At 64.8% G+C, this 25,186-nt stretch carries 23 protein-coding genes; 6 read left to right on the forward strand and 17 right to left on the reverse strand.

The annotated features are described in order from the left end of the window. The 4 genes from RHODMAR_RS27050 to rimP form a co-directional block, all read right to left on the reverse strand. Positions 1-538: translation initiation factor IF-2 N-terminal domain-containing protein (locus RHODMAR_RS27050; RefSeq protein ID WP_198289472.1), on the reverse strand; the 538-nt coding region annotated here is incomplete at its 3' end. A 97-nt stretch (positions 539-635) separates the two neighbouring features. Continuing rightward, the gene (locus RHODMAR_RS17780) at positions 636-968 is read right to left on the reverse strand and encodes a YlxR family protein (protein WP_008717121.1); all 333 of its coding nucleotides are present in this window, start codon (positions 966-968) and stop codon (positions 636-638) included. Between the two features lie 96 nt (positions 969-1,064). Next, positions 1,065-2,072, reverse strand: a complete 1,008-nt coding sequence (nusA, locus tag RHODMAR_RS17785; RefSeq protein WP_008717123.1) for a transcription termination factor NusA — start codon at positions 2,070-2,072, stop codon at positions 1,065-1,067. Then, entirely contained in the window at positions 2,069-2,644 is a 576-nt protein-coding gene (rimP, locus tag RHODMAR_RS17790; protein WP_008717126.1) for a ribosome maturation factor RimP, read from the reverse strand. The genes nusA and rimP overlap by 4 nt, the downstream gene beginning before the upstream one ends. Positions 2,645-2,741: 97 nt before the next feature. Between rimP and RHODMAR_RS17795 the strand changes: the two genes are divergently transcribed. Together RHODMAR_RS17795 and RHODMAR_RS17800 are read left to right on the forward strand one after the other, a co-directional pair. Beyond that, positions 2,742-3,329, forward strand: coding sequence for a hypothetical protein (locus RHODMAR_RS17795; RefSeq protein ID WP_008717127.1), 588 nt, complete (start codon positions 2,742-2,744; stop codon positions 3,327-3,329). Continuing rightward, positions 3,326-3,766: a ferritin-like domain-containing protein gene (locus RHODMAR_RS17800; RefSeq protein WP_008717129.1), complete on the forward strand. Its 441-nt coding sequence runs from the start codon at positions 3,326-3,328 to the stop codon at positions 3,764-3,766. The genes RHODMAR_RS17795 and RHODMAR_RS17800 overlap by 4 nt, the downstream gene beginning before the upstream one ends. Before the next feature lie 145 nt (positions 3,767-3,911). On the opposite strand, the gene RHODMAR_RS17805 is transcribed toward RHODMAR_RS17800, so the two are convergent. Together RHODMAR_RS17805 and RHODMAR_RS17810 are read right to left on the reverse strand one after the other, a co-directional pair. Beyond that, a complete protein-coding gene (locus RHODMAR_RS17805; protein ID WP_008717130.1) occupies positions 3,912-5,654 on the reverse strand; it encodes an acyl-CoA dehydrogenase family protein in 1,743 nt (580 codons plus the stop codon). Positions 5,655-5,729: 75 nt separating this feature from the next. Continuing rightward, positions 5,730-7,481, reverse strand: coding sequence for a proline--tRNA ligase (locus RHODMAR_RS17810; protein WP_008717131.1), 1,752 nt, complete (start codon positions 7,479-7,481; stop codon positions 5,730-5,732). Between the two features lie 70 nt (positions 7,482-7,551). Here RHODMAR_RS17810 and yaaA point away from each other — a divergent pair, with 70 nt between their 5' ends. Continuing rightward, a complete protein-coding gene (yaaA, locus tag RHODMAR_RS17815; protein ID WP_008717132.1) occupies positions 7,552-8,295 on the forward strand; it encodes a peroxide stress protein YaaA in 744 nt (247 codons plus the stop codon). Continuing rightward, positions 8,292-9,503: a DUF2786 domain-containing protein gene (locus RHODMAR_RS17820; RefSeq protein WP_008717133.1), complete on the forward strand. Its 1,212-nt coding sequence runs from the start codon at positions 8,292-8,294 to the stop codon at positions 9,501-9,503. Before yaaA ends, RHODMAR_RS17820 begins: the two co-directional genes overlap by 4 nt. Before the next feature lie 11 nt (positions 9,504-9,514). On the opposite strand, the gene RHODMAR_RS17825 is transcribed toward RHODMAR_RS17820, so the two are convergent. The 11 genes from RHODMAR_RS17825 to mqo form a co-directional block, all read right to left on the reverse strand. After that, positions 9,515-10,417 carry a type IV toxin-antitoxin system AbiEi family antitoxin domain-containing protein gene (locus tag RHODMAR_RS17825; protein WP_008717134.1) on the reverse strand — a complete coding sequence of 301 codons (903 nt, stop codon included), beginning with the start codon at positions 10,415-10,417 and terminating at the stop codon, positions 9,515-9,517. Between the two features lie 183 nt (positions 10,418-10,600). Then, a complete protein-coding gene (locus RHODMAR_RS17830; RefSeq protein ID WP_008717138.1) occupies positions 10,601-12,088 on the reverse strand; it encodes an MFS transporter in 1,488 nt (495 codons plus the stop codon). Positions 12,089-12,095: 7 nt separating this feature from the next. Beyond that, on the reverse strand, positions 12,096-13,331 hold the full coding sequence (gene cobA, locus RHODMAR_RS17835) for a uroporphyrinogen-III C-methyltransferase (RefSeq protein ID WP_008717139.1): 1,236 nt from the start codon (positions 13,329-13,331) through the stop codon (positions 12,096-12,098). 11 nt (positions 13,332-13,342) lie between these two features. Beyond that, positions 13,343-15,025, reverse strand: a complete 1,683-nt coding sequence (locus RHODMAR_RS17840) for an ATP-binding cassette domain-containing protein (protein WP_008717141.1) — start codon at positions 15,023-15,025, stop codon at positions 13,343-13,345. A 49-nt stretch (positions 15,026-15,074) separates the two neighbouring features. Continuing rightward, positions 15,075-16,742: a DUF7800 domain-containing protein gene (locus tag RHODMAR_RS17845; RefSeq protein WP_008717143.1), complete on the reverse strand. Its 1,668-nt coding sequence runs from the start codon at positions 16,740-16,742 to the stop codon at positions 15,075-15,077. A 37-nt stretch (positions 16,743-16,779) separates the two neighbouring features. Next, the gene (locus RHODMAR_RS17850) at positions 16,780-17,148 is read right to left on the reverse strand and encodes a cobalamin biosynthesis protein (protein WP_008717146.1); all 369 of its coding nucleotides are present in this window, start codon (positions 17,146-17,148) and stop codon (positions 16,780-16,782) included. A gap of 12 nt (positions 17,149-17,160) precedes the next feature. Next, the gene (locus RHODMAR_RS17855) at positions 17,161-18,555 is read right to left on the reverse strand and encodes a cobyrinate a,c-diamide synthase (protein WP_008717148.1); all 1,395 of its coding nucleotides are present in this window, start codon (positions 18,553-18,555) and stop codon (positions 17,161-17,163) included. Further along, complete coding sequence (cobO, locus tag RHODMAR_RS17860) at positions 18,549-19,169, reverse strand: cob(I)yrinic acid a,c-diamide adenosyltransferase (RefSeq protein ID WP_008717151.1); 621 nt, start codon at positions 19,167-19,169, stop codon at positions 18,549-18,551. Before cobO ends, RHODMAR_RS17855 begins: the two co-directional genes overlap by 7 nt. A gap of 9 nt (positions 19,170-19,178) precedes the next feature. Next, the gene (locus tag RHODMAR_RS17865) at positions 19,179-21,128 is read right to left on the reverse strand and encodes a magnesium chelatase subunit D family protein (RefSeq protein WP_008717152.1); all 1,950 of its coding nucleotides are present in this window, start codon (positions 21,126-21,128) and stop codon (positions 19,179-19,181) included. Between the two features lie 257 nt (positions 21,129-21,385). After that, the gene (locus RHODMAR_RS17870; protein ID WP_008717154.1) at positions 21,386-21,862 is read right to left on the reverse strand and encodes a GNAT family N-acetyltransferase; all 477 of its coding nucleotides are present in this window, start codon (positions 21,860-21,862) and stop codon (positions 21,386-21,388) included. A gap of 11 nt (positions 21,863-21,873) precedes the next feature. Further along, the gene (gene mqo, locus RHODMAR_RS17875) at positions 21,874-23,394 is read right to left on the reverse strand and encodes a malate dehydrogenase (quinone) (protein WP_008717157.1); all 1,521 of its coding nucleotides are present in this window, start codon (positions 23,392-23,394) and stop codon (positions 21,874-21,876) included. 191 nt (positions 23,395-23,585) lie between these two features. On the opposite strand from mqo, the gene RHODMAR_RS17880 reads away from it, so the two are divergent. After that, a complete protein-coding gene (locus RHODMAR_RS17880) occupies positions 23,586-24,626 on the forward strand; it encodes an alpha/beta hydrolase (protein WP_008717159.1) in 1,041 nt (346 codons plus the stop codon). Then, positions 24,623-25,186 (forward strand): FAD-dependent oxidoreductase (locus tag RHODMAR_RS17885; protein WP_008717166.1); only part of this gene is annotated, 564 nt, incomplete at its 3' end. The genes RHODMAR_RS17880 and RHODMAR_RS17885, both read left to right, overlap by 4 nt.

Raw genomic sequence — 25,186 nt, forward strand, 5'->3', positions numbered from 1 at the left:
GCTTGGGGCCGGGGCCTGCAGGCTTGGGAGCTGCCGGTGCAGCGTCGCTGGTCGCGGCCGGTGCCTGCTCTACCGGAGCAGCAGGCTGAGCAGCGGGGGTAGCCGGTGCCGGAGTGGCGGGTGCAGCCGGAGCCGCAGCAGCGGGTGTCGGTGCGGCCGGAGCCGCGGGTGCAGCCGGAGCCGTGGGTGTAGCCGGAGCCGCGGGTGCAGCCGGAGCCGGTGCCTGAGCTGCCGGTGCTTCCGGCTCGGCCGGGCGGGCTGCCGGCTTGGGGCCGGGACGGGGTCCGCCCGGTTTTGCTGCGCCCGGCTTAGCGGTGCTGCCTGCAGCGCGATCGGCCGCGGCACGACCGTTGGGCGCTGGTGTGTCCGCCGTGTTCTCGGACGGAAAAGATTCGCGCACTCTACGGGCCACGGGGGCCTCGACTGTGGATGATGCGGACTTGACGAACTCGCCCTGCTCTTTGAGCCGTGCGAGTAGTTCCTTACTGGTGACACCGAGTTCTTTTGCCAACTCGTGCACGCGGGCCTTGCCTGCCACTGCTCTCCTCACTGAGAGGCCGAGCGAGGCTTGGTGCCCGCACGACCTCGGGTTATCTCCGATGGACGTTCATCGTTGGTGCTTCACGGTGTGCTCATCAGTGCTGTTGCCTGTTCTTGTCGACGGGTGTTGCTCTTGTCGTGTCCTCGGTCCGCAACTGTTCGTGCTCGACGAGCACGGCTGTCACTGCGGAAGATTCCACATTTCCCGATATCCGAAACGCACGACCGAAAACTCGGCGTCGCTCCGCATTGTGCAGGCATTCTCGGCTGTAGTGCAACCACGCACCACGGCCGGACATCGAATGCCGGATGTCGGGGACGAGAGCGAATTCGTGCGAACCAGCTTCTCGAACCACGATCCTCAACAGATCGGTGGCCGGCACTCGCTCCCGACACCCGACACATGTACGAATTGGCCGACTTGTCACAACCGGATACTCGTGTTCATGCCTCTGGGTAGCGAGGTCGTTACCGAACCGAAGACCACTCTACCGCTGTATTGCCCCGAACTCCGCATTCCGGCCCTATGCGCTGGTCGTCTCGGGTGCCGCCGCATCGCTGCGGATATCGATGCGCCAACCGGTCAATCGAGCGGCCAGTCGGGCGTTCTGCCCTTCCTTGCCGATCGCAAGAGAAAGCTGGTACTCCGGAACGACCACACGGGCCGCTCGAGCCACCGCGTCCACGACCGTCACCGAGACAACCTTCGATGGCGACAGTGCATTCCCGACGAACGTGGCGGGATCCTCGTCGAAATCGATGATGTCGATCTTCTCGCCCGCCAGTTCGCTCATCACGTTGCGCACTCGCTGCCCCATCGGTCCGATGCAGGCACCCTTGGCGTTGAGACCCGACACCGTGGAGGCAACAGCGATCTTCGACCGGTGCCCCGACTCACGTGCCACCGCCACGATGTCGACCGAACCGTCGGCGATCTCGGGCACCTCGAGCGCGAACAGCTTTCGCACCAGATTCGGATGAGTGCGTGAGAGTGTGATCTGCGGACCCCTGTTTCCCCGCGCGACTCCGACGACGTAGCACTTGATGCGCTCTCCGTGCTCGTAACTTTCACCCGGCACCTGCTCGGCGGGAGGCAAGAGACCGTCGGCACCGTTGGCGTCGCTGCCGATGCGCACGATGACGGTGCCCTTGGCATTGGCACGAGTGTCGCGCTGAATGACACCGTTGACGATCTCACCCTCGTGAGTGGAATATTCGCCGAACGAACGCTCGTGCTCGGCATCGCGAAGGCGCTGCAGAATGACCTGGCGCGCCGTCGTGGCCGCGATGCGTCCGAATCCCTCCGGAGTGTCGTCCCACTCGGAGATCAGGTTGCCGTCGGCGTCGAGTTCCTTGGCCATGACCCTAACGGAGCCGGTCTTGCGATCGACGTCGATCCACGCGTTCGACTGGTGGCCCTCGGTGTGTCGGTAGGCCGTCAACAGTGCGGTCTGGATCGTCGAGATCACCATCTCGATCGGAACACCCTTGTCCGCTTCGATGGCACGCAATGCCGCGATGTCGATATTCACTTGTTCGACCCTTCTTCCGGTGCTTCCACATCCACGATCTCATCGGTGTTCGCGGGCGAGGGTCGACTGCCGACCACCCCTCCCGCCAGGTCCATCTCCTCGGCGGTGGGCCGCGAGAATTCCACCTGCACAACAGCTTTCACGACATCTGCCAGCGCAACAGACCGCGTCGACAGCACACCCTTGGTCTTGAGCACCACGGTGACCGATTCGCCGTCGAGCACCCCTACTCGACCCTCGAATTTGTCGTCGGCGAGTTCGATGCGCACCTTGCGCCCCCGGGCCCGACGCCAATGCCGTGCCTCGGTCAGCGGGCGGTCGATTCCGGGTGTGGTCACCTCTAGGGTGTACGGCGCTTCCCCGAAATCGCTGACGGCATCGAACGCATCCGAGATCTCACGGCTCAGTTCGGGGAGCGCGTCGAGATCGATGCCCTCCTCGCGATCGACCATGATCCGCACCGCACTGTGTTTTCCTGCGGCGGCGACGTTCACGTCTTCGAGGTCGTAACCCCGCTCTCGAACGAGGTCGACGAGCAGTTCGACAACCCTCTCCTTCGACGGAACAGGCATGTCGCGAACTCCTCGTGTGTAGTTGTGTGCGGTCCGGCGAACGGAAGCCGGGCTGCATTTGCCGAAGCTACAGACTACCGCCCCGCAGACGATGCTCGTGACCACTCACGGCCGGTACGACACGCGGGCACGACACGTCTCGGGCGCGGCGGTCTGGCACGATGTCGGGGTGCCCACGCCGACCGTCCCCTTCGCGCTCAGTCGCCGCGGGTTGTTCCGACTGGCCGGTGCCGCAGCCCTCTGCGCAGCCACCGCCTCCACAGTGGTGGCCTGCGGCCACGATGAGCTCTCGGGGCCTGCGCTCGACTCTCTGACCGCGCAGTCGAGCGCTGCTCGCAGCGATGCCGCAGACGCCGCAGCTGCGGCGACCGTGATTCCCGATTACGCAACCGCACTCGAGGTCGTTGCGGCGCAGCGGACCGAGCACGCCGATGCACTCGACACCGAGATCGCCCGCGCCACCGGAGCCACCGACGCCTCATCGACCGAGACTTCCTCGGTAGGGACCACCACGAGCGCCGCGCCTGCTCCTCCTCCGCCCGATATCGCCGCGGTGCGAGAAGCGCTGACCGCCTCTGCTCGCAGTGCAGCGAATGCGGCTCGAAACGAGAGCGGTTACCGGGCGGGGCTGCTCGGTTCGATCAGCGCTTCGTGCACGGTGTCGGCCCTGGTGGTTCTGGCATGAGCGATCTCGGTCCGGAACAGCAGGGCCTGGTCGACGCTCTCCATGCCGAGTATGCGGCGGTGTTCGCCTACGGCATCGTTGCGGCTTTCTCCAACTCGACACGCACCGAACTGGTGGCGACAAACACTGCAGCGCACCGCGCGCGCCGCGATGCAACTATCGACGCACTCCGAGCGGCGAGTGTCGCCGCGCCCGTACCTGAGCCGGCATACGCGTCACCGTTCCCGGTGACCGATGCCGTCTCGGCTGCGCAGTTGGCTGCCCAGGCCGAGGTCGACACCAGCGTTGCGTGGCGTTCGCTGATCGAACGCAGCCAGTCCGGTGCCACCCGCGACATGGGAGTGCAGGCACTGACCGACGCCGCAGTTCGGCTCGCGACGTGGCAGCAGATTCTGGGAGTCAGCCCGTCGTCGACGGCATTTCCCGGTCAACCGTGATCGTCTCCGCCCTGGCGACAAGACCCGGCATGAACGGTGCGGCCACGAGGCCGATCGCGACACCGGAGTATCCCGACGACAGCGCCGGACTCCACGAAATGACGATGTGCGCGTTCGGACCGAAGCTCGTTCCGGCCGACCCCGACTAGGGTTGCATCTCGTACCGACCGTCGTACGAGACGACCTCGTTCCAGACCTTCTCGAAACGGCCCGCGTCCACCACCGGCTTGCGAATCGCATTCAGAGCCCACTGCTGCTGCGCCGCAGTCGAAGACGGTTTTCCGTACAGAGCCACCGCGTAACCGGAGAAGTCCCTGATCTGGAAATCGAAGATCTGGTCCATCATCTCGGTAGATATCGCGTCGGCCTGCTCGAGCAGCAGGTGACCGTAGACGACGAGCGAGAACAGATGACCCACGACGAGCAGGAAGTCGAGGTCCTTCTGTTGCGACTCGTCGGGCGCGCACTCTGCGAGGAACGACGTGAACGCCTGCGCCTGCTCGTAGAACCGTCCGACGTTGGGAATGCCGGAGTTCTTCTCGTACAGCGGCTTCCAATCGTGGAACCGCACCGAGCTCGCACCGCGAGCCGGGCCTTGCGCAAAGAAGAAGCTATCGTCGACCGGCTCGGTGCTGGTGCCGACGTCGGGGTAGTCGGTGGGCGAGAACATGTATGCCGGCATGAATTTGAGCATCAGGGCGACGTTGACGTGGACCGTGCCCTCGAGTTTCGGAAGCGTTCCGATCAGCTGGGCGGCCTCACGGAAGTAGGTGTGCTTCTCGTAACCCTTGGCTGCGATGACGTCGTGCAGCAGACGAACGACGGTTTCGCCCTCCGAGGTGACCTTGGCCTTGGTCATCGGATTGAACAGCAGGTAACGACGGTCCTCGGGTCCGGCTGCGCGGAAGTAGTCCAGTGCTCGCGCGCTGAACAGCTTCATGGCGATCAGGCGCGAGTAGCCGTCGACGAATGCGCTGCGCACGTGCGGGAAATCGGTGACGCGGTTGCCGTACAGAATTCTGTTGTTCGCGTGCGTGATCGCCTCGTAGAACGCATGCTCGCAGATACCGACCGAGCCGGTGCAGAGATTGAACTTGCCGACGTTGACCGTGTTCAGTGCAGCGGAGAAGGCATCGGCACCCGTGTGCAGGATGTCCTGCTGCCGCACGGGGTAGTTCTCCAGCGAGAACGTGCTGACGTACATCTGACCGTGCACGACGCTCTCGCGTAACCGGTACGCAGGATGCGCACTGTCGGCCACGAAGAAGACGTACGAATCCGAGCCCTCCACATCGGTGCGCCGGCCGAACACCGAGACCATGCCTGCCACGTTGCCGTTCCCGATGTAGTACTTCTCCCCCGATGCCGTGAACTCGAGGCCGTCGGAATCGTCGTCGGCAGAGTCGCCCGAGGCGGGCGTCAGCAGCATGTCGGTGGAATACACGTCGGCACCGTGTGCGCGCTCGGACAATCCGAAGGCCATGACACCGCCACGGTCGAGTTCCGATGCGGCGCGGCGCTTGGCCTCGTCGTTGGCACTCATCCAGATCGGTCCGAGACCGAGAACCGTGACCTGCCACGTGTACCAGTACGCCAAACCGTAGAATCCGAGAATCTCGCTGAGCGCGGCGTTGCGAGCGGCATCCCATCGCGTGTTCGGCAACCCGTCCGCGTATGCAGCAGGTGTGGAGAACGTTGCGAACAGCTTCTGCTCGGCGACGAATTCGAGAAAGTCGGTGGGCCAGACGCTGTCCAGATCGTCTGCCAGCAGCCTGTCTTTACCGCGACTCTCGAACCACTCGATCAGCGCGCGCAGCTGTCGACGAGAGTCCTCGTCGAGCTCGGTCGGATCGAAGGTGGCCGGATCGAACAGCGCATACTGACCCACGGTGTGACCTCTCCTAGTCGTTGACCCGAAGCTACCAGCGGGTAAACGACCGCGCAGAAAGATCGCGAGACTGTCCTACGGGGTGTGCCGCACGGCCTTCACGATCTCTTCGACTGCAGTGTCGATGTCCAGTTCACGGCTCTCCCCGGAGAAGCGATCACGGATCTCGACCTTGCCGTCGGCCCAGCCGCGGCCGAGAACGACCACCAGCGGAACGCCGATCAGTTCCGAGTCCTTGAATTTCACTCCCGGTGACGCTTTGCGATCGTCGAACAACACCTCGATACCCTGCGCATCGAGTTGTGTCGCAATGGATTCGGCACCTGCGCGTGCGGCCTCGTCCTTGTTCGCGATCACCAGATGCACATCGGCGGGCGCAACCGCGGACGGCCAACGCAGGCCCTTGTCGTCGTGCATCTGCTCGGCGATCACGGCGACCAGACGCGACACACCCACTCCGTAGGATCCCTGCGTCAGACGAACCGGTTTGCCTGCCTCACCGAGGACGTCGACCGAGAACGCATCGGTGTACTTGTACCCGAGCTGGAAAATGTGCCCGATCTCGATTCCGCGGGCGCTGACGAGGGGCCCACGACCGTCGGGAGACATGTCGCCATCGCGCACCTCGGCTGCCTCGATGGTGCCGTCGGGAACGAAATCGCGACCGGCGACGAGGTTCACCACATGCTTGCCCTTCACATCGGCGCCGGTGATCCACGAAGTCCCGTCGACGACCCTCGGGTCCACGAGATAGCGAACTCCGTTGGCCTGCAGTGCGCGTGGCCCGATGTAGCCCTTCACCAAGAACGGATTGGCCGCGAAGTCTGCGTCGGTCAGCAAGACGAACTCGGCGGGCTCGAGGGCGGCTTCGAGCCGCTTCTCGTCCACCTCACGGTCGCCGGGCAAACCTACGGCGAGCAACTCCCACTCCCCTTCGCCGTTTCGCACCTTGAGCAGAATGTTCTTGAGTGTGTCGGCTCCGGTGACGGTACGTCCGAGATCCGCCCCGTTGGCCCATTCGACCAGTGTCGCGATGGTCGGGGTGTCGCCCGTCTCGTGGTCGACGGCCGCGGGCTGTCCCTCGATGGGTAGCGGCGCGGGTGCCGTCGTGGTCACGGCCTCGACGTTGGCTGCGTAGCCCGACTCGATGCACCGGACGTACGTGTCTTCGCCGATGTCGCTTTCGGCCAGGAACTCCTCGGATGCACTGCCGCCCATGGCACCGGAGGTCGCGGCGACGATGACGTACTTGACGCCGAGCCTGGCGAAGATCCGCTGATAAGCCTCGCGGTGAGCGGCGTAGGACTTCTTCAGTCCGTCCTCGTCCATGTCGAAGGAGTACGAGTCCTTCATGACGAATTCGCGTCCGCGCAGAATTCCGGCGCGGGGCCGCTCTTCGTCGCGGTATTTGGTCTGGATCTGATAGAGCGTGACCGGCAAATCCTTGTAGGAGTTGTACTCGGCCTTGACCGTCAGCGCGAACAGCTCCTCGTGGGTGGGCCCCAGCAGCATGTCGTTGCCCTTGCGGTCCTGCAACCGGAACAGGGCATCGCCGTATTCGGTCCACCGATTGGTGGTTTCGTAGGGCTCGCGCGGCAACAGCGCGGGCAGGGCAATCTCCTGCGCACCGATGGCATTCATCTCCTCGCGCACGACGCGTTCGACCTGCCGCAGGACCCGCAGACCCAGCGGTAGCCAGGAGTAGACACCCGGCGCGATACGTCGAACGTAACCGGCGCGAACCAACAGCTTGTGGCTGTCTACCTCGGCGTCGGCCGGGTCGTCGCGAAGGGTGCGGAGGAACAGCTGCGAAAGGCGGGTGATCACGGGTTGTCAGACTAGTCGCTCGCGCAGTGCCGGTGAGCAGGCGGCTGCGAAGTGAGTAGCCTTGACTACCGTGCTGATTCTGCTGCCTCCCTCCGAGACGAAGTCCGACGGCGGTTCCGGAGCACCCCTCGATCTGAACCGACTGTCGTTGCCGTCGCTCCTTCCGCTTCGCCGAAAACTTGCCGACGCACTGGTGGAGCTCTCTGCCGACATCGATGCATCGACCGCCGCACTCGGACTCGGCCCCACCCAGACCGATGAGATCGAACGCAACGCCCGATTATGGAGCTCGCCCACCACGCCTGCGTTGCGGCGGTACACCGGCGTGCTCTACGACGCGCTCGATGCGCCCTCGTTCACCCGGGCAGGTCGCGCCCGAGCGGATGCGAGATTGTGGATCGGCTCGGCTCTGTTCGGTGCCGTTCGCGCATCCGATCCGATCCCGTCCTATCGACTGTCCGGAGGATCGTCGATTCCTGATTTCGGGACACTGCGATCGCACTGGAAGCCAGAGCTGTCCGATGCCGTCCTCGCCGAGGCCGAGGGAGTTGTCGTCGACCTCCGCTCGGGCACTTACCAGCAGCTGGGTCCGATCCCGGGCGCGATCACCGCAACGGTGCTCACCGAGAAGCCGGACGGCAGCCGATCGGTGGTGAGCCACTTCAACAAGCATCACAAAGGACTGTTGGCCCGCGCACTGACGCTGACGACCGCCGAGCCGAAGGATGTCAAAGCCGTTGCGGGCGTGGCATCGAAGGCAGGTTTGCGAGTCGAAGTGGCCTCGAACACCGAATTGATCGTGCTCACCGAATGAACGACATCCCCGGTTTGCTCCGCAAGGGTGCCGACGCGTGCGTCGGAAAAGCCAAGAGCCACCGCGTCGCCGATGACGTGGCCGATCGTCTGGTGTCGATGGACGCGACCGAACTCGGTACGCGGGCGCTGACGAACATGATCGAGACCCTGTACGAAAATGGTTGGCAGCCGATGGATCTGGTACACGTGGTGCGCCGTCAGCACACGGTTGCGGTGTCCAATCTGGCCGCTGCGGTCCTGTTGCATCAGGCCGATCTCACCGACGCGGACTCACGGGCTCCCCAGGGCTGGGTGGACCAGCTGTCGTCGATCTGCGAACAATTTCCGAGGATCTCAGCGCGGGTCGAAGCCACGCCCGATTTTCTGACGGCGTACCTCGCGGCGTCCGGCAAGTCCGATTACATTGCGGCCAGCGATCAGTGGCTCGATGTGCTGACTCTGCTCGGTCAATGGCAGACACTCCCCCGCTGGCCCCAGCTGGGCGCGAAGCCGTCCCAGTGGCCGCGCGCACGCCCGACAGTGGTGGGTGTGCCCGGTGCCGACGCGCCGAACACCAAGATGCTGAGCAAGATCCGAGGCTTGTTGGCCAAGGCCGATGCCACGGATTTCGAGGAGGAAGCCGAGACGCTGACGGCCAAGGCACAGGAGCTGATGACGCGCTATTCCATCGACACCATGCTGCTCTCTCAGGGCAACATCGACATCGACGGACGACGCGTACACGTCGACGGCCCACATGCGCCCGCCAAGGCTCAGCTGCTGCACGTCGTCGGAACCGCCAACCGTGTCAAGGCGATCTGGGACCCCGAGTTCGCCGTGGCAACCTTGGTCGGTTCCCCGGTTGACGTGCAGCAAACCGAATTACTCTTCACCTCGCTGTTGGTGCAGGCGACACGGGCACTCGGCCATTCCCCGGAAGCGAAGAAGCGCAAGAAGGCCGGCTCGGCTGCCTTCGGCAAAGCATTTCTGTACGCGTACGCCGTCCGCGTCGGAGACCGACTGTCCGACGCCGAAGCGCATACCCTCGAGGAAGTCCAGCGCGAATCCGATGACCTGTTGCCGATATTGGCGGCGCAAACCGTCGCCGTCGAAGCCGAATTCGATCGACTGTTCCCGACGGCCAAACCGATGCGCGGGCCCCGTCTGGACGCCGAGGGTTGGGATTCGGGTCATGCCGCAGCGGATCAGGCCGATCTCTCTCGCTGAGCTTTGCCCACTCATCGGCGGCGCTCGGCCCGGGCGCAGGCACGGTCGAATCGTTCGCGAACTTTTCCGAACTGCCAGAGGTCTTTCCACGTCCAGCGGAAGACTTCCAGCCCTCGGTCCCGTAATTCATCCTCGCGCAACTTTTCCTGCGCCAACGTCTGACCGGTCGAATACTTGCCCATTCCGTCGAATTCACCGACCAGCCGCCACCGTTTCCAATAGAAGTCCACCCTCGCGAGAAACTCGGTGCCCACCCGCAGCACCTGCTGCAGCACCGGGTCCGGGAAGCCGTACTGCTTCATTCTCAGCCGGCTCAGGGACTCTCCTGGACTCTCGCTCAGCCCGCTCATGGCTGCGACCGCTCGACGGGCAGCACCGATTCCGTTCATGCGCGCCGACACCTCCAATGCTGCTCGGAGCCGATCCATCGACACCTTCTTCGATCGCAGTGCCGAATCACCGATCACCACCGCATGGTCGAGGTCGAGCAGGCGCGCGCAGTCGACCACCGTTCGATCGAGGGCCGTCACCGAAATTCCCTGTTCCACGGTGACGAAAGGTGCCGGGAGCGAGGCCGAGTGCACGTGCAGTCGCGATGTCGTACGCCCTTTTCCACCGGGGATCGTCAGGTGCACACGGTGCAGATCGGTGTTCCACAGGTCGAGCCCGTGCAGAACGGCGGCAGACACGTGGCTGACTACTGCGGCCTCGGCATTGGTTGCCGTGGCTGCGATCGCGGTCAGCCGGTGCATTCCCTGCGGATCGAGCGTCGAACACAGCTCCCGCTGCGCATACATCCCAGGAACGATTCGGATCAACTCGCCTCTGGCGCAGAGCCGTTGCAGCTCGGTGTTGGTGTAACCGGCGCCCATAGCTGCCGTGCGGGTAATCAGACCGTGTCGATCGGGATGCATGCACCGATCCTGAGCCGAAATCGAGTCCGGAAACCGAGCAGGACGGCGATTGTGGACAACTCGGGCCCTGTGGATCAATAGTGGGACGGGAGTACCACACCCGTATGCCCACAAAATATTCAGCTGCCTACCCGTACAGCTGGGCAGCTGAATATTTCGTGGGCAAAGGCGAAGGTAGAGAACTCAGCCCTTCTGCGCGTCTTCCTGAGCTGCCTGAGCCTGGGCCACCTGCTGCGGGGTGAACCGGATGAACAGGGCGGCGAATCCCGCGATCACGGCGCAGACGGCGCAGCAGAACAGAGCGAACATGTATCCCGAGCTCAGCGCATCGAGTTGACTGTCGTTCATCAGGGTCGCCGGTCCCGAAGTTCCGCCCAGGGAGAGGGTTCGTGAGGTGACCAGAGCCCCGATCACGGCCAGCGCAAGCGGACCACCGAGTGTTTGCGCCACCAGAGAGATCGCAGTCAGTGGGCCGATCTCGGTGGGGCTCACTCCGGCGATGGCGCACAGCGGGAGCGGCACGACCGTCATGCCGACTCCGAAACCGATGCCGATGACCGGGAAGAACAGCCCGGGGAAGTACGCCGAATCCGCGTTCATCGTCGTGACCGACACCATCAGCCAGCCGACCATGATGACCGCACCACTGAGGATCAACCAGCGCGGGGCGATTCGAGTCACCAGTTGCGAGGCGAGGAATGCTGCGGCGCCGAGGCCGAAGGCGAACGGCACGAACGCCAGGCCGGCATGCAGCGGGCTGTACCCCAGGATGTCCTGAACGAACAGGGCCACGTACGCAGCGAGGCAGAACATCACTCCGCCGGCGAAGAAGATGGCCACGAAGGTCGCGACCCGATCCCGGTTGCGGAACAGCGAGAACGGCAGTAGCGGATTGTCGGCACGACGCTCGACCAACAGGAACAGTCCGAGGAAGAGCAACCCTGCGATCAGCGAGACGATGACGATCGGGTTGGTCCAGCCCAGTTCGGTGCCTTCGCTCAGCGCCAGCACCACACCGGTGCAGCCGAGCGTCGCCAGAATCGCGCCCGGCACGTCCAGCGCCAACTTTTCGCCGACCGTCTCCTGCAGCGACACGACCGCGAGCACCACGATGACCACGCCGATCGGCACGTTGATCAGGAAGATCCAGCGCCAGGACACCTCGGTGAGTGCCCCGCCGATGATCAGCCCGGCGATAGAGCCGACACCGGTCATAGCCGCATAGATCGCTATGGCCTGGTTACGGACCGGCCCGGGAGCGAAGGTGGTCGCCACCAGCGCGAAGGCCGTGGGCGACGCCACCGCGGCTCCGACGCCCTGCAACGCGCGCGCGGCCACCAGAGTGGCTTCGTTGACAGCAAGTCCGCAAAGAAGAGATGCGATGGTGAACAGCACCACGCCCGCAAGGAACATCTTCTTACGCCCGAATGCGTCTCCGAGCCTGCCGCCGAGAAGCATCAGACCACCGAAAGCGAGCGCATACGAGGTCAACACCCAGTTGCGACCGGCGTCGGACAGACCGAGATCGGCCTGCAGCGGCGCGAGCGCCAGGTTGGCGACGGTTCCGTCGAGCACCACCATCAATTGCAAACCGCTCAGGACGATGATTGCCATACCGAACGCCCGGGTGGTCACCGGGTATTTGATCTCGGTGGTGGAGGTCGCGGACATCGGTATATCAGGCACGAGCGTTCACGTTACCGGCGCTCACAGAGAAACCGGCAACAGTCCCGATAACGACGATTGCCGGAGGCCTGATCCCGGCTTCACGAACGGCATCGGCGACGGTGCTCAGATCCGCCCGAATTTCACGCTGGGTCCGCATGGTGCCCTCCTGCACGACGGTGACCGGGGTATCGGACGGACGGCCGCCCGCGACGAGTACGTCGGCGAACTTACCGATGCGCTCGACGGCCATGAGCAACACGATGGTGCCCTTGAGCTTGGCCAGCGCGTCCCAATCGACGAGTGAATCGGGGTGGTCGGGTGCCAGATGTCCGCTGACCACCACGAACTCGTGGGTGACGCCGCGATGCGTCACCGGAATTCCGGCGGACGAGGGCACCGAAATAGCACTGGTGATGCCGGGCACCACGGTCACCGGTATGCCTTCGGCGGCCAGCGCTTCGAGCTCCTCGTATCCCCGACCGAACACATAGGGATCGCCGCCCTTGAGCCGCACGACGAACTTACCCGCCTTCGCACCGTCGATCAGTGCCTGATTGATCGCTTCCTGCGCCATCGCGCGACCGTAGGGAATCTTCGATGCGTCGATGACCTCGACGTGCGGCCCCAACTCGGCGAGCAGCTCGGGCGGAGCGAGGCGATCGGCCACCACGACGTCGGCGGAGGCCAGCAGTCTGCGTCCCCGGACGGTGATGAGATCCGGATCTCCCGGCCCTCCGCCGACCAGCGCGACACCGGTCAACGGTGCATGCGCCGAGTCGGCGACGACACCGGACTGCAGAGCCTCGATCACGGCATTGCGCACGGCGGCGGACCGCCGGTGCTCGCCGCCCGCAAGCACACCGATGGTCAGCCCGTCCCACTCGGCCGAGGCCGGAGTGACCGCCGTTCCGTCCTTGGCGATGTCGGCGCGGACGCAGAAGATCTTGGACGCCGTAGCTTCGGCGACGATCGCGATGTTGGTCTCGGCCTCGTCGGTGCAGGCGATGGCGTACCAGGCCTCCGCGAGGTCGCCGTCGCGATAGTCGCGCAGCTCGAGAGTCACCTGGCCTGCAGTCGCCATTGCCTCCACGGCCGGCGTGGCCTGGCGCGTGATGACGTGCACGACGGCACCGGAGGAGATGAGCAGCGGCAATCTACGCTGCGCGACGGTGCCGCCCCCGATCACGACGACGCGTCGACCGTCCAGGTTCAGGCCGACCAAATAGGGAGAATCAGTCGCGTTCACGAGAGGAAACGCTACCGCGCGCGCTGGACCCGCTTCTCGTCCCATACGGGCTCGCCGGATTCGTAGGCCTGACCGGTGCTGCCGAAAACCAGGAACCGGTCGAAGCTGCGAGCGAACCAGCGGTCGTGGGTCACCGCAATGACGGTGCCCTCGAATGCCGCGATCGCATCCTCGAGTGCGTCGGCGGACATGAGGTCGAGGTTGTCGGTCGGCTCGTCGAGCAGCAGCAGGGTGGCACCGGAGAGTTCGAGCAGCAGAATCTGCACGCGGGCCTGCTGGCCGCCTGAGAGGTTGTCGTAGGACTGTTCGGCCGCACGGGCCAGACCGTAGCGGTCCAGTGCCCGCCCCGCGGCCTCGCGCCCCATCCCGTCGCGGTGTTCGTTGCCCATGTGCAAGATGTCGAGCAACGTATTGCCCGCCAGATCGGGGCGAGTGTGCGTCTGCGCAAACAGTCCCGGCCGGACCCGGGCACCGAGGACCGCCGTGCCGGTGTGCGGAACGGGGTCGAGGGCCAATTCCTGCACCGGCTCGTGTTCCTTCTCCGGATCGGTACCGCCGTTGGCGAGCAACCTCAGGAAGTGCGACTTGCCGGAACCGTTGGAGCCCAGCACTGCCACTCGGTCTCCGTACCAGATCTCGGTGTCGAAGGGCTTCATCAGGCCGGTCAGTTCCAGACCCGTGCACACCAGCGCACGCTTGGCCGTCCGCCCGCCGCGCAGCCGAACGGTGACGTGCTGTTTCAGCGGTATGGCTTCGGGCGGTCCGGCCTCCTCGAACTTGGCCAAGCGGGTCTGGGATGCGTGGTAACGCGCGGCCACTCCGTCGTTGAATTTCGCCTTCTCGCGCAGTCGCAGCACCAGTGCCCGGAGTTTGACCAGTTCCTCGTCCCACCGCCGACGCAGCTCGTCGAGACGAGCATTCCGGTCCTCACGTGCGGCGTGATACGTCGCGAATCCGCCGCCGTGCACCCACGAGGTGGCACCGCTGACGCCTGGTTCCAGCGTCACGATTCGGTTCGCAGCGTTGGCGATCAATTCGCGATCGTGGCTGATGAACAGAACGGACTTGTCCGATGCTCGAATGGTCGCCTCGAGCCAGCGCTTTCCCGGCACGTCGAGGTAGTTGTCGGGCTCGTCCAGAAGCAGCAGGTTGTCGGTCCCCGCGAAGAGGGCCTCGAGCACCAGACGTTTCTGCTCACCGCCGCTGAGCGTGGATGCGGCGCGCCACTTGGCCCGGTCGAACGGCATCCCCAGCGCAGCCATGGTGACCTTGTCCCAGAACGGCTCGAGGTCGTAACCGCCGACATCACCCCAGTCCGACAAAGCCTGGGCGTACTTCATCTGGGTCTTCTCGTCGTCGACCTCGATCATCGTGTTCTCGGCACCGTCGAGCGCGGCGGCCGCCGATCGGACGGCCGGGGACGCGACGGAGAGCAACAGATCACGAACGGTCGAATCGTCGCGCAGCTGCCCGACGAACTGCCGCATCACTCCGAGCGAGCCAGAACTCGACACCGAGCCCTCGTCGGGGGTCTCGTCCCCGGCGATGATCCGGGTCAATGTGGTCTTCCCGGTTCCGTTGGGTCCGATCAACGCGGTCTTGGCACCGTCGCCCACCCGAAATCCGACGCCGTTGAGCAGCTGCCGTCCGTCGGGCAGGAAGTAGACGATGTCGTTGAGTTCGAGGTGGGCCACAGCGAACCAGCCAACCTCATCGGCCTCGGGATGGCCAATCGTTCACTGCCTACGCGAGAGCGAGCGTCGCCGTCTCGGTGAGCACCTGCGTTCCCGCGTTGTCGACGTGAGCATGGTGCACCCGCAACCGCGCCGAGTCACCGTGCAGGGTCAGCAACATGACGCCGTTGTCGAACCATGGCCCCGCCTCGGCCTTCCATTCGACTCCGGACGGGCCCACGTGCGCGGCCCGCGCGAGCCGAGACAGGACCCGGGCGGCCGGACGCTTGACAGCCAGTTTGTTGACCGCTCGAATCGGCAGATCGAGCGGATTACGGAACGGCGACATGGTCAGCTGGTAGGTGGCCGGGACATCGCGCCCACCGACACCGAAATTCGCGTTCGCCACGTAGGAGCAGTGCACATCTCCCGAGAGCCACATGATGGATGCGGGCTTGTCTTCACCGCGAGAGAGCTCGCGCGTCAACGCCGCCATGTCGTGGAACGAATTAGTGAAGGCGGCCCAGTGCTCGAGGTCGAGACCGATCCGCATCTTCTCGGCCACCTTGGCCGTGAGGGAGCCCCAACTACCCTGCGCCACAGCCTCGTTCCACTGTTCGAGGTAGTGCAGGGCGGGCAGCATGAGGTAAGGCAACGACGAACCGAACAGCAGGTGCCGCGGAGCGGTCTCGAGTGCTCGCTCCCGTACCCACTTCCACTCTTTTTCGTCGACCATCTCTCGGTTGTTCGGATCCAAGTTTCGCGAGCAACGTGAATCGATCATGATCAGCCTCGTATCGCCGAAATCCCGGTAGAAGCTCCAGCGACCCGTACTGGGCTTGCGGTCGACGCGTAAGGCGAAGTCTGCCAACAACTTCTCTCGATCCTCGTCACTGGCGGCAGACCGTACCGCGGCGTACATCTCGTCCTGCGACAGTTCGTTCGGCGACAGATTGCCCAGGTGCTGATACACCCAGTACGACGAGTACGCGCCGATCACTCGGTCGTTCCACCACGACCGAGTCTCGATGTCCCGCCGCCACGACGCGGAGGAGTTCCAGTCGTCGCGCAGATCATGGTCGTCGAGAATCATGCACGACGGGATGCTCGCCAACAGTGTTCTGACCGGCTCGAGCCCCCACGACTCTCGGTACAGCCAGGAGTACTCCTCGAAGTCGCAGATCTCGTCCTCGGCATCGGACCCGACCGTGCTGGCCGGCCCCTGCCCGGACTGTCGCCGTGCCTGCAGCCGTTCGACGATCTCCGGTGACGGGTCGTCGGCGTAGACCTGATCACCGAGAAGCAGCAGTGCCTGCGGCCACCGGCTCGGATCCTGTTCGATCAGCGCGTTCCCGAGGCCGGCCAGCGCGTCGGCCCCGATCTGCTTCAAGGACTCGTCACTGTAGTTGTCGCCCCGACGGCAGGAGCCGAATGCCAACGTGACGGGCCCGAGGGCGTCGACGGTGTGGATGGCCGCTCTCCGACCCTGACGCGGCCACACCATGCGCTCGTCGACGAACACCTCGTAGTTCACCGTCGAGTTCGCCGGCAGCCCTTCCATTGCGACCAGCGCGTAGTGATGGCCGTACAGACCCCACGTTCGTTCTTCCGCGCGGACACCGACGTCGGTGACGATCGAGACGGTCGAGGATTCGGCCATCTCGAACCACAGGGTCGCCGTCTCGGTGCCGACGTATCGAACGATCGGGCCGAGCAGAACGGGGCTGTCGGAGCTCATTGGACCTACAGTGCCCTGGCCGACCCACGTTCGCCAGTCATCGACTCAGATTCGCCGCCGCCTCGGCCACCGCAACGACCACCCTGCCGTCGACTGTTCTCGGCACCAGCAGCTGACCGGCCGCACCCGCCAGAAGCACCGACGCCACGGCGACGCTGGCACTTCCCACAGCGTCCTGAACCCGCTGCGAATTGGTCGCAGTCGGCACAGCCGAGAGTTGCTCGGCCGAGTACGTCAGTCCCCTGACCCCCATGCTCGCCGCCACCGCCGCCACCAGCTCCGCCTTGCGATCGATCGAGGCGATGGCCTCGACCTGCCAGTTCTGCTGCAGCACAGTCGAGATGACGCGCATTACGTCGGCGGCGTCCACTCCCATCCGGGCACCGATCCCGACTACCACCCGCATCGTCGACGGGCTCTACACGCGCGAGTAGTCGGCTGCGGCCGAGACGAACCGAGTGATGGACTGTGGATTGCCCGCAGCATGGGTGTGCAGGTAGGACGCGTGGACTCCGCCGTGTACGAAGCCTTCGCGTGCTGCAGTTCTGCCGTCCGGTCGCTGTCGGTGCCATCCCCAGGCTGCCGAGGCGGTTTCGCGAACGTCGACGAGCGCGGTTCGATGGAATTCGTGGCCGGTGACGCGGGCTCCCGCGTCGAACAGCGTCGACGATTCGAGGGCAACGGCATCGCGATAGCCGAGGGTCAGCGTGCTCCCGAACTCCGCGTCGACATCGACGACGCCGGCCATGGTGTGACCGTCCAATCGTCGTGCCAGGTAGAGCAATCCAGCGCATTCGGCATGAATCGGCAAACCCCGGGCTGCAGCCGTCCTGATATCGGCGAGCAGCAGCTCGTTCCCTGCCAGTGCGGCTGCGTGTTCCTCGGGAAATCCGCCGGGCAGAACGACTGCCGCGGTGCCGGTAGGCAATCCGTCGCGTAACGGATCGAACACGGCGACGTCGGCCCCAGCGGCACGAAGCAGTTCGACGTGCTCGGTGTACCCGAAGGTGAACGCGGGTCCGCCTGCCACCGCGACTACCGGTGCACCCTCGGATCGCTGAACCTCGTCCGCCGGATTCCACTCCGGCGCAGAGATCGACGATCGAGCCAGAGCGCTCACTGCCTCGATGTCGACGAACTGCGAGACCAGTGCGCTCATTGCGTCCACCGCATCGGTGGCGGCACCCCCGTGCTCGACCGCGGTGATCAGCCCCAGATGCCGCGACGGAACGACCAGTTCTTTCATTCTCGGCAGTGCACCGAGCACCGGCACACCCACTCGCTCACAGGCCTGACGCAGCACGTCCTCGTGCCGCTCGCTTCCGACCCGGTTGAGAATCACGCCGCCGATACGGACGCTGGAATCGAACGTCGAGAATCCGTGCAGCACGGCCGCGAGGGATTGACTGTGACCGCGGGCATCCACGACGAGGATCACGGGGGCACCGAGCATTGCGGCGACACGTGCGGTCGATCCTTCAGCGGACGCCTCCCCCGGACCGGTCATGTCGATCTTGCCGTCGAACAATCCCATGACGCCTTCGACGACTGCGATGTCGCAGCCCCGACTCCCGTGCCGGAACAGGGGTCCGATCCGGTCTGCACCGACCATCACCGCATCGAGATTGCGGCCGGGCAGCCCGGCCGCAAGAGCGTGATAGCCCGGATCGATGTAATCGGGTCCCACTTTGAACGGCGCAACCTTTCGGCCTGCACCACGCAGCGCGCCCATCAGACCGGTGGCCACCGTCGTCTTGCCGCTTCCCGACGCGGGGGCGGCAATCACCACGGCCGGACACGACGGGCTCACCATTCGATGCCCCGCTGACCCTTGCGTCCGGCGTCCATCGGGTGCTTGACCTTGGCCATCTCGGTCACCAGATCCGCCGCCTCGATCAGCTCGGGCGGTGCGTCACGTCCGGTGATGACGATGTGTTGAGTACCCGGACGATGGGTGAGGACGTCGACCACCTCCGCGACATCGACCCAGCCCCACTTGAGCGGGTAGGTGAATTCGTCCAAGACGTAGAAGCGATGCGACTGCTGTTCGATTCGGCGGGCGATCTCCTGCCACCCTTCTGCCGCAGCTTCGGCATGGTCGACGTCACTGCCCTGCTTGCGAGTCCACGACCACCCCTCGCCCATCTTGTGCCACTCGACCGCTCCGCCGACACCAGCGCTCTCGTGCAGATCGCCGAGTGCGCGAAACGCCGCTTCCTCGCCGACCTTCCACTTGGCGCTCTTGACGAACTGGAAAACACCGACGTCGAATCCCTGGTTCCAGGCCCGCAACGCCATTCCGAAGGCGGCGGTCGACTTTCCCTTGCCCGGGCCGGTGTGCACGGCGAGGACGGGTTGGTTGCGGCGCTGTCGCGTCGTGAGGCCGTCCTGCGGAACGGTTCCCGGAGCGGGTACACCCTGAGGCATCGCGCGCCCCTACGCCGCGGCGCGAACGACGGCGGTGACCTGCTCCGCGGACAGATCGGCGAGAGCCACATAGCCGCCGCCGAGGCACGCGGCGAAGTCTGCGGCCAATCCGAGCCGGACCATTCCCGATTCGCAGTCGACCACGACGGAGGCGATCTTGTCCGACGCGACACGGCCCGCGGCAATGCGCGCCCGGCCGACGGGATCGGTACCACCGGTGGCCCGGCCGTCGGTCAACGCAACCACCAGCGCTCGACGGAGTGGATCTCGAACCCGTTCTCGCAGAACGAGTTCCCGAGCTTTCAGGAACCCCTGCGCCAGTGGGGACTTGCCTCCGGTCTTCATGTTGCGCAGTCGAGTCACGGCCACATCCACCGAGGACGTGGGTGGCAGCACCGTCTCGGCGTTCGTACCGCGCACGGTGATGACTGCCACCTTGTCGCGGCGTTGATACGCGTCGCGGAGCAGGGACAGCACAGCACCGGTCACGGCGGAAAGCCGGTCGCGCGCAGCCATCGAGCCCGAGGCGTCGACGACGAACACGATCAGATTGCCCTCGCGTCCCTCCTTGATCGCACCCCGCAGATCTGCCGGCGCGAGCTTCAATCTGCCGGACGTTCGGCCGCGTTCGACCTGCTGCTCGGCGGCGGCGAACAGGGTCCCGATCAGATGTAAGCCTTTGCCGCGCTCGGCGGTGGGCCGCACCGACCGTCCGTGCGAGGAGCGCGACCGTGATCGTCTACCCGGCGCGCCCTCCCCCACTCCGGGAACCTCGATCAGTCGGGCCCTGAACTGCGCACCCGGAGTTCCCGCTTGCTTGTCACTGCTCGCACCGGTGGGACGCGGCTCGGAAGACTCGGTGCCGGGCGACGACTCGGATGACCCCTGAGAAGACTCGGCCTCCTCGGCGGTGTCCGGACGGGGTGCTCCACCGTCACCGTCACCGTCGGGCGTCGGGTCGGGGTCCGGCTCGGGCTCGGGTTGCTGATCGGCCTGTTCGGCGGCGTCACGCATGGCCTCGTCCAACTGTGTGTCGTCGATGCCCGGCTCGTCGAACGGATCGCGCCGACGCCGATGCGGTAGCGCCAGTTCAGCGGCTACGCGTACGTCTTCCTCTGTCACGTCGCTCGCACCCCGCCATGCGGCGTGGGCGGACGCAGTACGAGCGACCACCAGGTCGGCCCGCATCCCGTCGACGTCGAAGGACGCGCATAGGGCGGCTATGCGCCGAAGTTCCTTGTCGCTCAACACCACATCGTCGAGAATCTTCCGAGCGGCCAGAATCTGCTCGGCCACGGCGATGTCGACGTCGCGGAATGCAGCGGCGAATGCGTGCGGGTCACGCTCGTAGTCCATCCGGCGGCGTACGACGGTCATGCGGACGTCCACCTCACGTGAGGCCGTCACCTCCACGGCCAGCCCGAACCGGTCGAGCAGCTGCGGCCGAAGCTCGCCCTCCTCGGGGTTCATCGTTCCGACGAGCACGAATTGGGCTGGGTGAGAATGCGATACACCGTCACGTTCGACGTGCACCCGACCCATTGCGGCCGCGTCGAGCAGCACGTCGACCAGATGATCGTGCAGCAAATTCACTTCGTCGACGTAGAGAACTCCGCGGTGCGCGGCCGCGAGCAGGCCCGGCTGGAAAGCGCGTTCGCCGTCACGCAGAACCTTCTCGAGGTCGATGGACCCCACCACTCGATCCTCGGTGGCCCCGATCGGGAGCTCGACGAGTTTCGCCGGGCGCGAACCATGCTCGTCTTCCACGGCGGGCAGCAACGTCGCGAGCGCACGCACCACCGTCGATTTCGCGGTGCCCTTCTCGCCGCGGATCAGCACACCGCCGATCCCGGGGTGCACCGCGCACAGAATCAACGACAAGCGAAGTCGGTCCTGACCGACGATCGCACCGAACGGATATCCCGGTTCGGGATTACTCCCACCTTGCTGCACAGCCATGTCCCTTCGTGCCCGGAGTTCCGCGCCGGGCGTTCGGTCGAGTACGCGAAGCCGAGCGGCGATCTGGCTGACAGGGCGACTCTCCCGATCGAAGAATCTCCTGAACACAGTGGCGGGACCGCGCCTGATTCACACAGGACTTCTCCGCAACCGACTTCGAAGCGAACACTACCGCCGAACGTACGAATGCCACACACGGCAGAAACCGTGTGTGGCATTCGTATATCTTCTACGGCAACGAAAAATGCTGCCGGGTACTACGCCTCGCTCCAGGCGGTTCCGCCGCCCCGACGCATCGGGGTGTGCGGAATTCCGTCCTCGAGCACTTCTTCACCGTCGGGCAGGAAGCCGTGCTTGCCGTACATGTCGACGAGGTAGCTCTGGGCGTTGATGCGGCACGGTGCCGAACCGACCTCGGCGAGCGCGGCCCGCAGAATGCGCGTGGTGTGGCCCTGTCCTCTGGCCGACCGCTGAGTGCACAGTCGGCCGATACGGAACGCCTTCTCGCCGTCGTCGTGCTCCTCGAGCAGGCGGAGCGTACAGACCACTTCACCGTCTCGTTCGAGCCAGAAGTGCCGTGTTTCGGTGAGCAGGTCACGCCCGTCCAATTCCGGGTACGCACATGCCTGCTCCACCACGAACACCTCGACACGCAGCTTCAACAGGTCGTACAACGTGCTGTTGGACAGGTCTAGTGCCCATGATCGTTTGAGAGCTGCTGCTTGCGTATTCATACCTTTTGCTATCACACACCCGTGGGCTGTGCGACCTCACGCGTGTTTTCGAGCTCCAGAGTTTTCGACGTCCAGCTCCAGACCTCGTCGAACAACGAGCTGTTCTGGGCGAGCTTGACACCCAGGGACGGGACCATTTCCTTGAGCTTGGGCTGCCACGAATCGTACTTGTCACCGAAGCACCGCTGCAGCACGTCCAACATCGCCGGCACGGCGGTGGAAGCGCCGGGCGAGGCCCCGAGCAGTCCGGCGATCGAGCCGTCCGCAGCATTGACGACAGCAGTGCCGAATTCGAGCACACCACCGCGGCCCTTCTTGCGAATGACCTGAACGCGCTGTCCGGCGGTGACGACTTCCCAGTCCTTCGCTACCACCGAGGGTGCGAATTCACCGAGCGTTTCCACCCGATCCGCATGCGACTTCGCCAGTTCGCTGACCAGGTATTTGACGAGTCCGAGTTCGGTGACACCGACGCCGAGCATCGACATCAGGTTGCCGGGCTTGACCGAGCCGGGCAGGTCGGTGATCTTGCCCTGCTTGAGGAATTTGGGCGACCAGCCGGCATACGGACCGAACAACAGGCCTTGCTGGCCGTTGATCACCCGAGTGTCCAGGTGCGGCACCGACATCGGCGGAGCTCCGACCGATGCCTTGCCGTACACCTTGGCCGAGTGCTGCTCGATCAGATCAGGGTTGGTGCAGCGCAGCCACTCGCCGCTGACCGGGAAGCCGCCGAATCCCTTGATCTCTGCGATTCCGGACTTCTGCAACAAATGCAGAGCACCGCCGCCCGCGCCGACGAACACGAACTTGGCGTTGACGGTCTTGGTGGCACCGGTCCGCTGGTTGGCGACCTTGACGTCCCAGGTGCCGTCGGACTGCTTGGTGATGTTGCGCACGTCATGACCGAAGTGCACGGTGCCGCCTGCGGACGACAGGTAGTTGAGCAGCTGCTTGGTGAGTGCTCCGAAATCGACGTCGGTGCCCTCCTGGCTCCAGTTCAATGCCACTGGATCGCTGAAGTCGCGCCCCTTCGCCATCAACGGCAGTCGCGCCGAGAACTCGTCCTTCGAGTCGATGTACTCCATGCCGGCGAACAGTGGGTTGCCGACGAGAGCCTCGTAGCGGGCCTTCAGGTACTTCGCGTTGTCCGCTCCGTGCACGAAGCTCACGTGTGGAATGGGGTTGATGAAGTTCTTGGCATCGGAGAGGACGCCTTCCTCGATGCCGTGCGCCCAGAACTGCCGCGACACCTGGAACTGCTCGTTGACATTGAGCGCCTTGGCGATATCGACGCTGCCGTCCTTGTTCTGCGGCGTGTAATTCAATTCACACAGCGCCGAGTGCCCGGTACCCGCGTTGTTCCACGCGTCGCTGCTCTCGGCGGCGGCAGCGTCGAGGCGCTCGTAGACGTCGATCGACCAGTTCGGCTCGAGCTGACGGAGCAGCGCACCGAGGGTGGCGCTCATGATTCCGGCACCGACCAGAACGACGTCGGTCTTGATCCGCTTACCCTGCTCTTCTTTGGACACTGGAGAATCGACTTCCTTGTCTGTGGAGGTCCCGGTCGGAGGCGGTATCGACCGATGAACTCTGCTGTTTGGGGTCACTCACCCGATGCGGTCACGTTACTAGCTGGGCCTACCCCATCGGACACCACGTCAACCCGGTATCGATTGTGCTCCTCGGACGCCGTCCGCGGCGCCCACTACAGTTGTGATCTGTGACTACCTGGGTGCCCGATGTCCTCGGCGACGGCTACGAACAGACAACCATTCCACTCGGACACGATCCGGACGGGGAAGGGCAGGTCGAGGCCACTCTCGTGCGGTATCAACCGCCCGGTGCCGACAACGTCGAGCGCGCGGTGATCTACGTGCACGGATTCACCGACTACTTCTTTCAGCGGCACATCGCCGAGCACTTCGCGGCGATGGGATACGCCTTCTATGCTCTGGACCTGCGCAAGTGCGGTCGGTCACGCAGAGAAGGCCAGACTGCACATTTCGTGACCGATCTGGCGATGTACGACGCCGAGCTGAACGAAGCTCTCCGCCTGGTGCGCACCGAGCGCGCGGATGCCCCGGTGCTGCTGATGGCTCACTCCACCGGTGGCCTCGTCCTTCCACTGTGGCTCAACCGGCTCAACCGTCAGGAGGGCGGGTCGGCTGGACTCGGCTTGGCCGGCGTGGTGCTCAACAGCCCATGGTTCGACCTGCAGGGCCCGCCTGCCATCCGCAGCGTCGGCACCGCAGCGATCGACGTGATCGGCCGGTTCCGAGCCAAGGCGAAGGTGCCCGGCGACGGTCTCGACACCTACGGCCTGTCCCTCGCCGCGTCGGAGAAGGGCGAGTGGGACTACGACCTCGACTGGAAGCCGCTCGCCGGCTTCCCCATCACCTTCGGGTGGATTCGTGCTGTCCGCCGTGGGCACGCCGAACTGCATCGAGGGCTCGACATCGGTATTCCTTCTCTGATCCTCCGCTCGAAAGTGACGCACTTCTCCCGCCGCTACAGTTCCGCCGTCGACGCCGCGGATGCCGTTCTGGACGTTCGCCAGATCGCACGTTGGGCCGGATGCCTGGGTGATCGCACCACGATCGTGCCCATCGAAGGAGCCCGCCACGACGTGTTTCTGTCCACCGAAGGACCCCGGGCGCTGGCCTTCGAGGAAATGGACGAGTGGATCGAGTGGTTGCACCGAAGCAAGAGCACCGATCATGCGTCGGGCAAGGACCACATCGAGAGCAGGCACATTTCATGACCGAGCATTTCGACGTCGCGATCATCGGCTCCGGATCGGGAAACTCCATCGCAGATTCGCGCTTCGACGACAAGAGGATCGCTCTGCTCGAGGAGAATCCCACGTTCGGTGGCACCTGCCTCAACGTCGGTTGCATCCCTACCAAAATGTTCGTCTACGCAGCCGAAGTCGCACTGACAGCGCGTAACTCGTCTAAGTACGGTGTCGACGCTCACATCGACGAGGTGCGCTGGTCCGACATCGTCGACCGCGTCTTCGGACGCGTGGACCCCATCTCCGCGGGCGGCAAGCGCTATCGCGCCGAAGGCAGCCCCAACGTCACGCTGTTCGAGGGGCATGCGAGCTTCGTCGGCCCGCGCACCATCGATACCGGTACGGGCACCGTCATCACCGCAGACCAGATCGTCATCGCGGCCGGGTCCCGGCCGGTGGTGCCGCAGTCCGTCATCGACTCGGGAGTCGTCTACCACACCAACAACGACCTGATGCGTCTGCGGGAGCTCCCCGAACACCTCGTCATTCTCGGATCCGGTTACATCGCCGCAGAATTCGCGCACGTG

It is taken from the genome of Rhodococcus sp. AW25M09, from assembly GCF_000333955.1.
Lineage (GTDB): Bacteria > Actinomycetota > Actinomycetes > Mycobacteriales > Mycobacteriaceae > Rhodococcoides.

Coding starts and splice junctions, on each gene's coding strand:
- rimP (WP_008717126.1), bottom strand. CDS start 2,644: ATGCCTGTTCCGTCGAAGGAGAGGGTTGTCGAACTGCTCGTCGACCTC.
- RHODMAR_RS17800 (WP_008717129.1), top strand. CDS start 3,326: ATGAGCGATCTCGGTCCGGAACAGCAGGGCCTGGTCGACGCTCTCCAT.
- RHODMAR_RS17820 (WP_008717133.1), top strand. CDS start 8,292: ATGAACGACATCCCCGGTTTGCTCCGCAAGGGTGCCGACGCGTGCGTC.
- RHODMAR_RS17825 (WP_008717134.1), bottom strand. CDS start 10,417: ATGCATCCCGATCGACACGGTCTGATTACCCGCACGGCAGCTATGGGC.
- RHODMAR_RS17830 (WP_008717138.1), bottom strand. CDS start 12,088: ATGTCCGCGACCTCCACCACCGAGATCAAATACCCGGTGACCACCCGG.
- RHODMAR_RS17845 (WP_008717143.1), bottom strand. CDS start 16,742: ATGAGCTCCGACAGCCCCGTTCTGCTCGGCCCGATCGTTCGATACGTC.
- RHODMAR_RS17850 (WP_008717146.1), bottom strand. CDS start 17,148: ATGCGGGTGGTAGTCGGGATCGGTGCCCGGATGGGAGTGGACGCCGCC.
- RHODMAR_RS17855 (WP_008717148.1), bottom strand. CDS start 18,555: ATGGTGAGCCCGTCGTGTCCGGCCGTGGTGATTGCCGCCCCCGCGTCG.
- cobO (WP_008717151.1), bottom strand. CDS start 19,169: ATGCCTCAGGGTGTACCCGCTCCGGGAACCGTTCCGCAGGACGGCCTC.
- RHODMAR_RS17865 (WP_008717152.1), bottom strand. CDS start 21,128: ATGGCTGTGCAGCAAGGTGGGAGTAATCCCGAACCGGGATATCCGTTC.
- RHODMAR_RS17870 (WP_008717154.1), bottom strand. CDS start 21,862: ATGAATACGCAAGCAGCAGCTCTCAAACGATCATGGGCACTAGACCTG.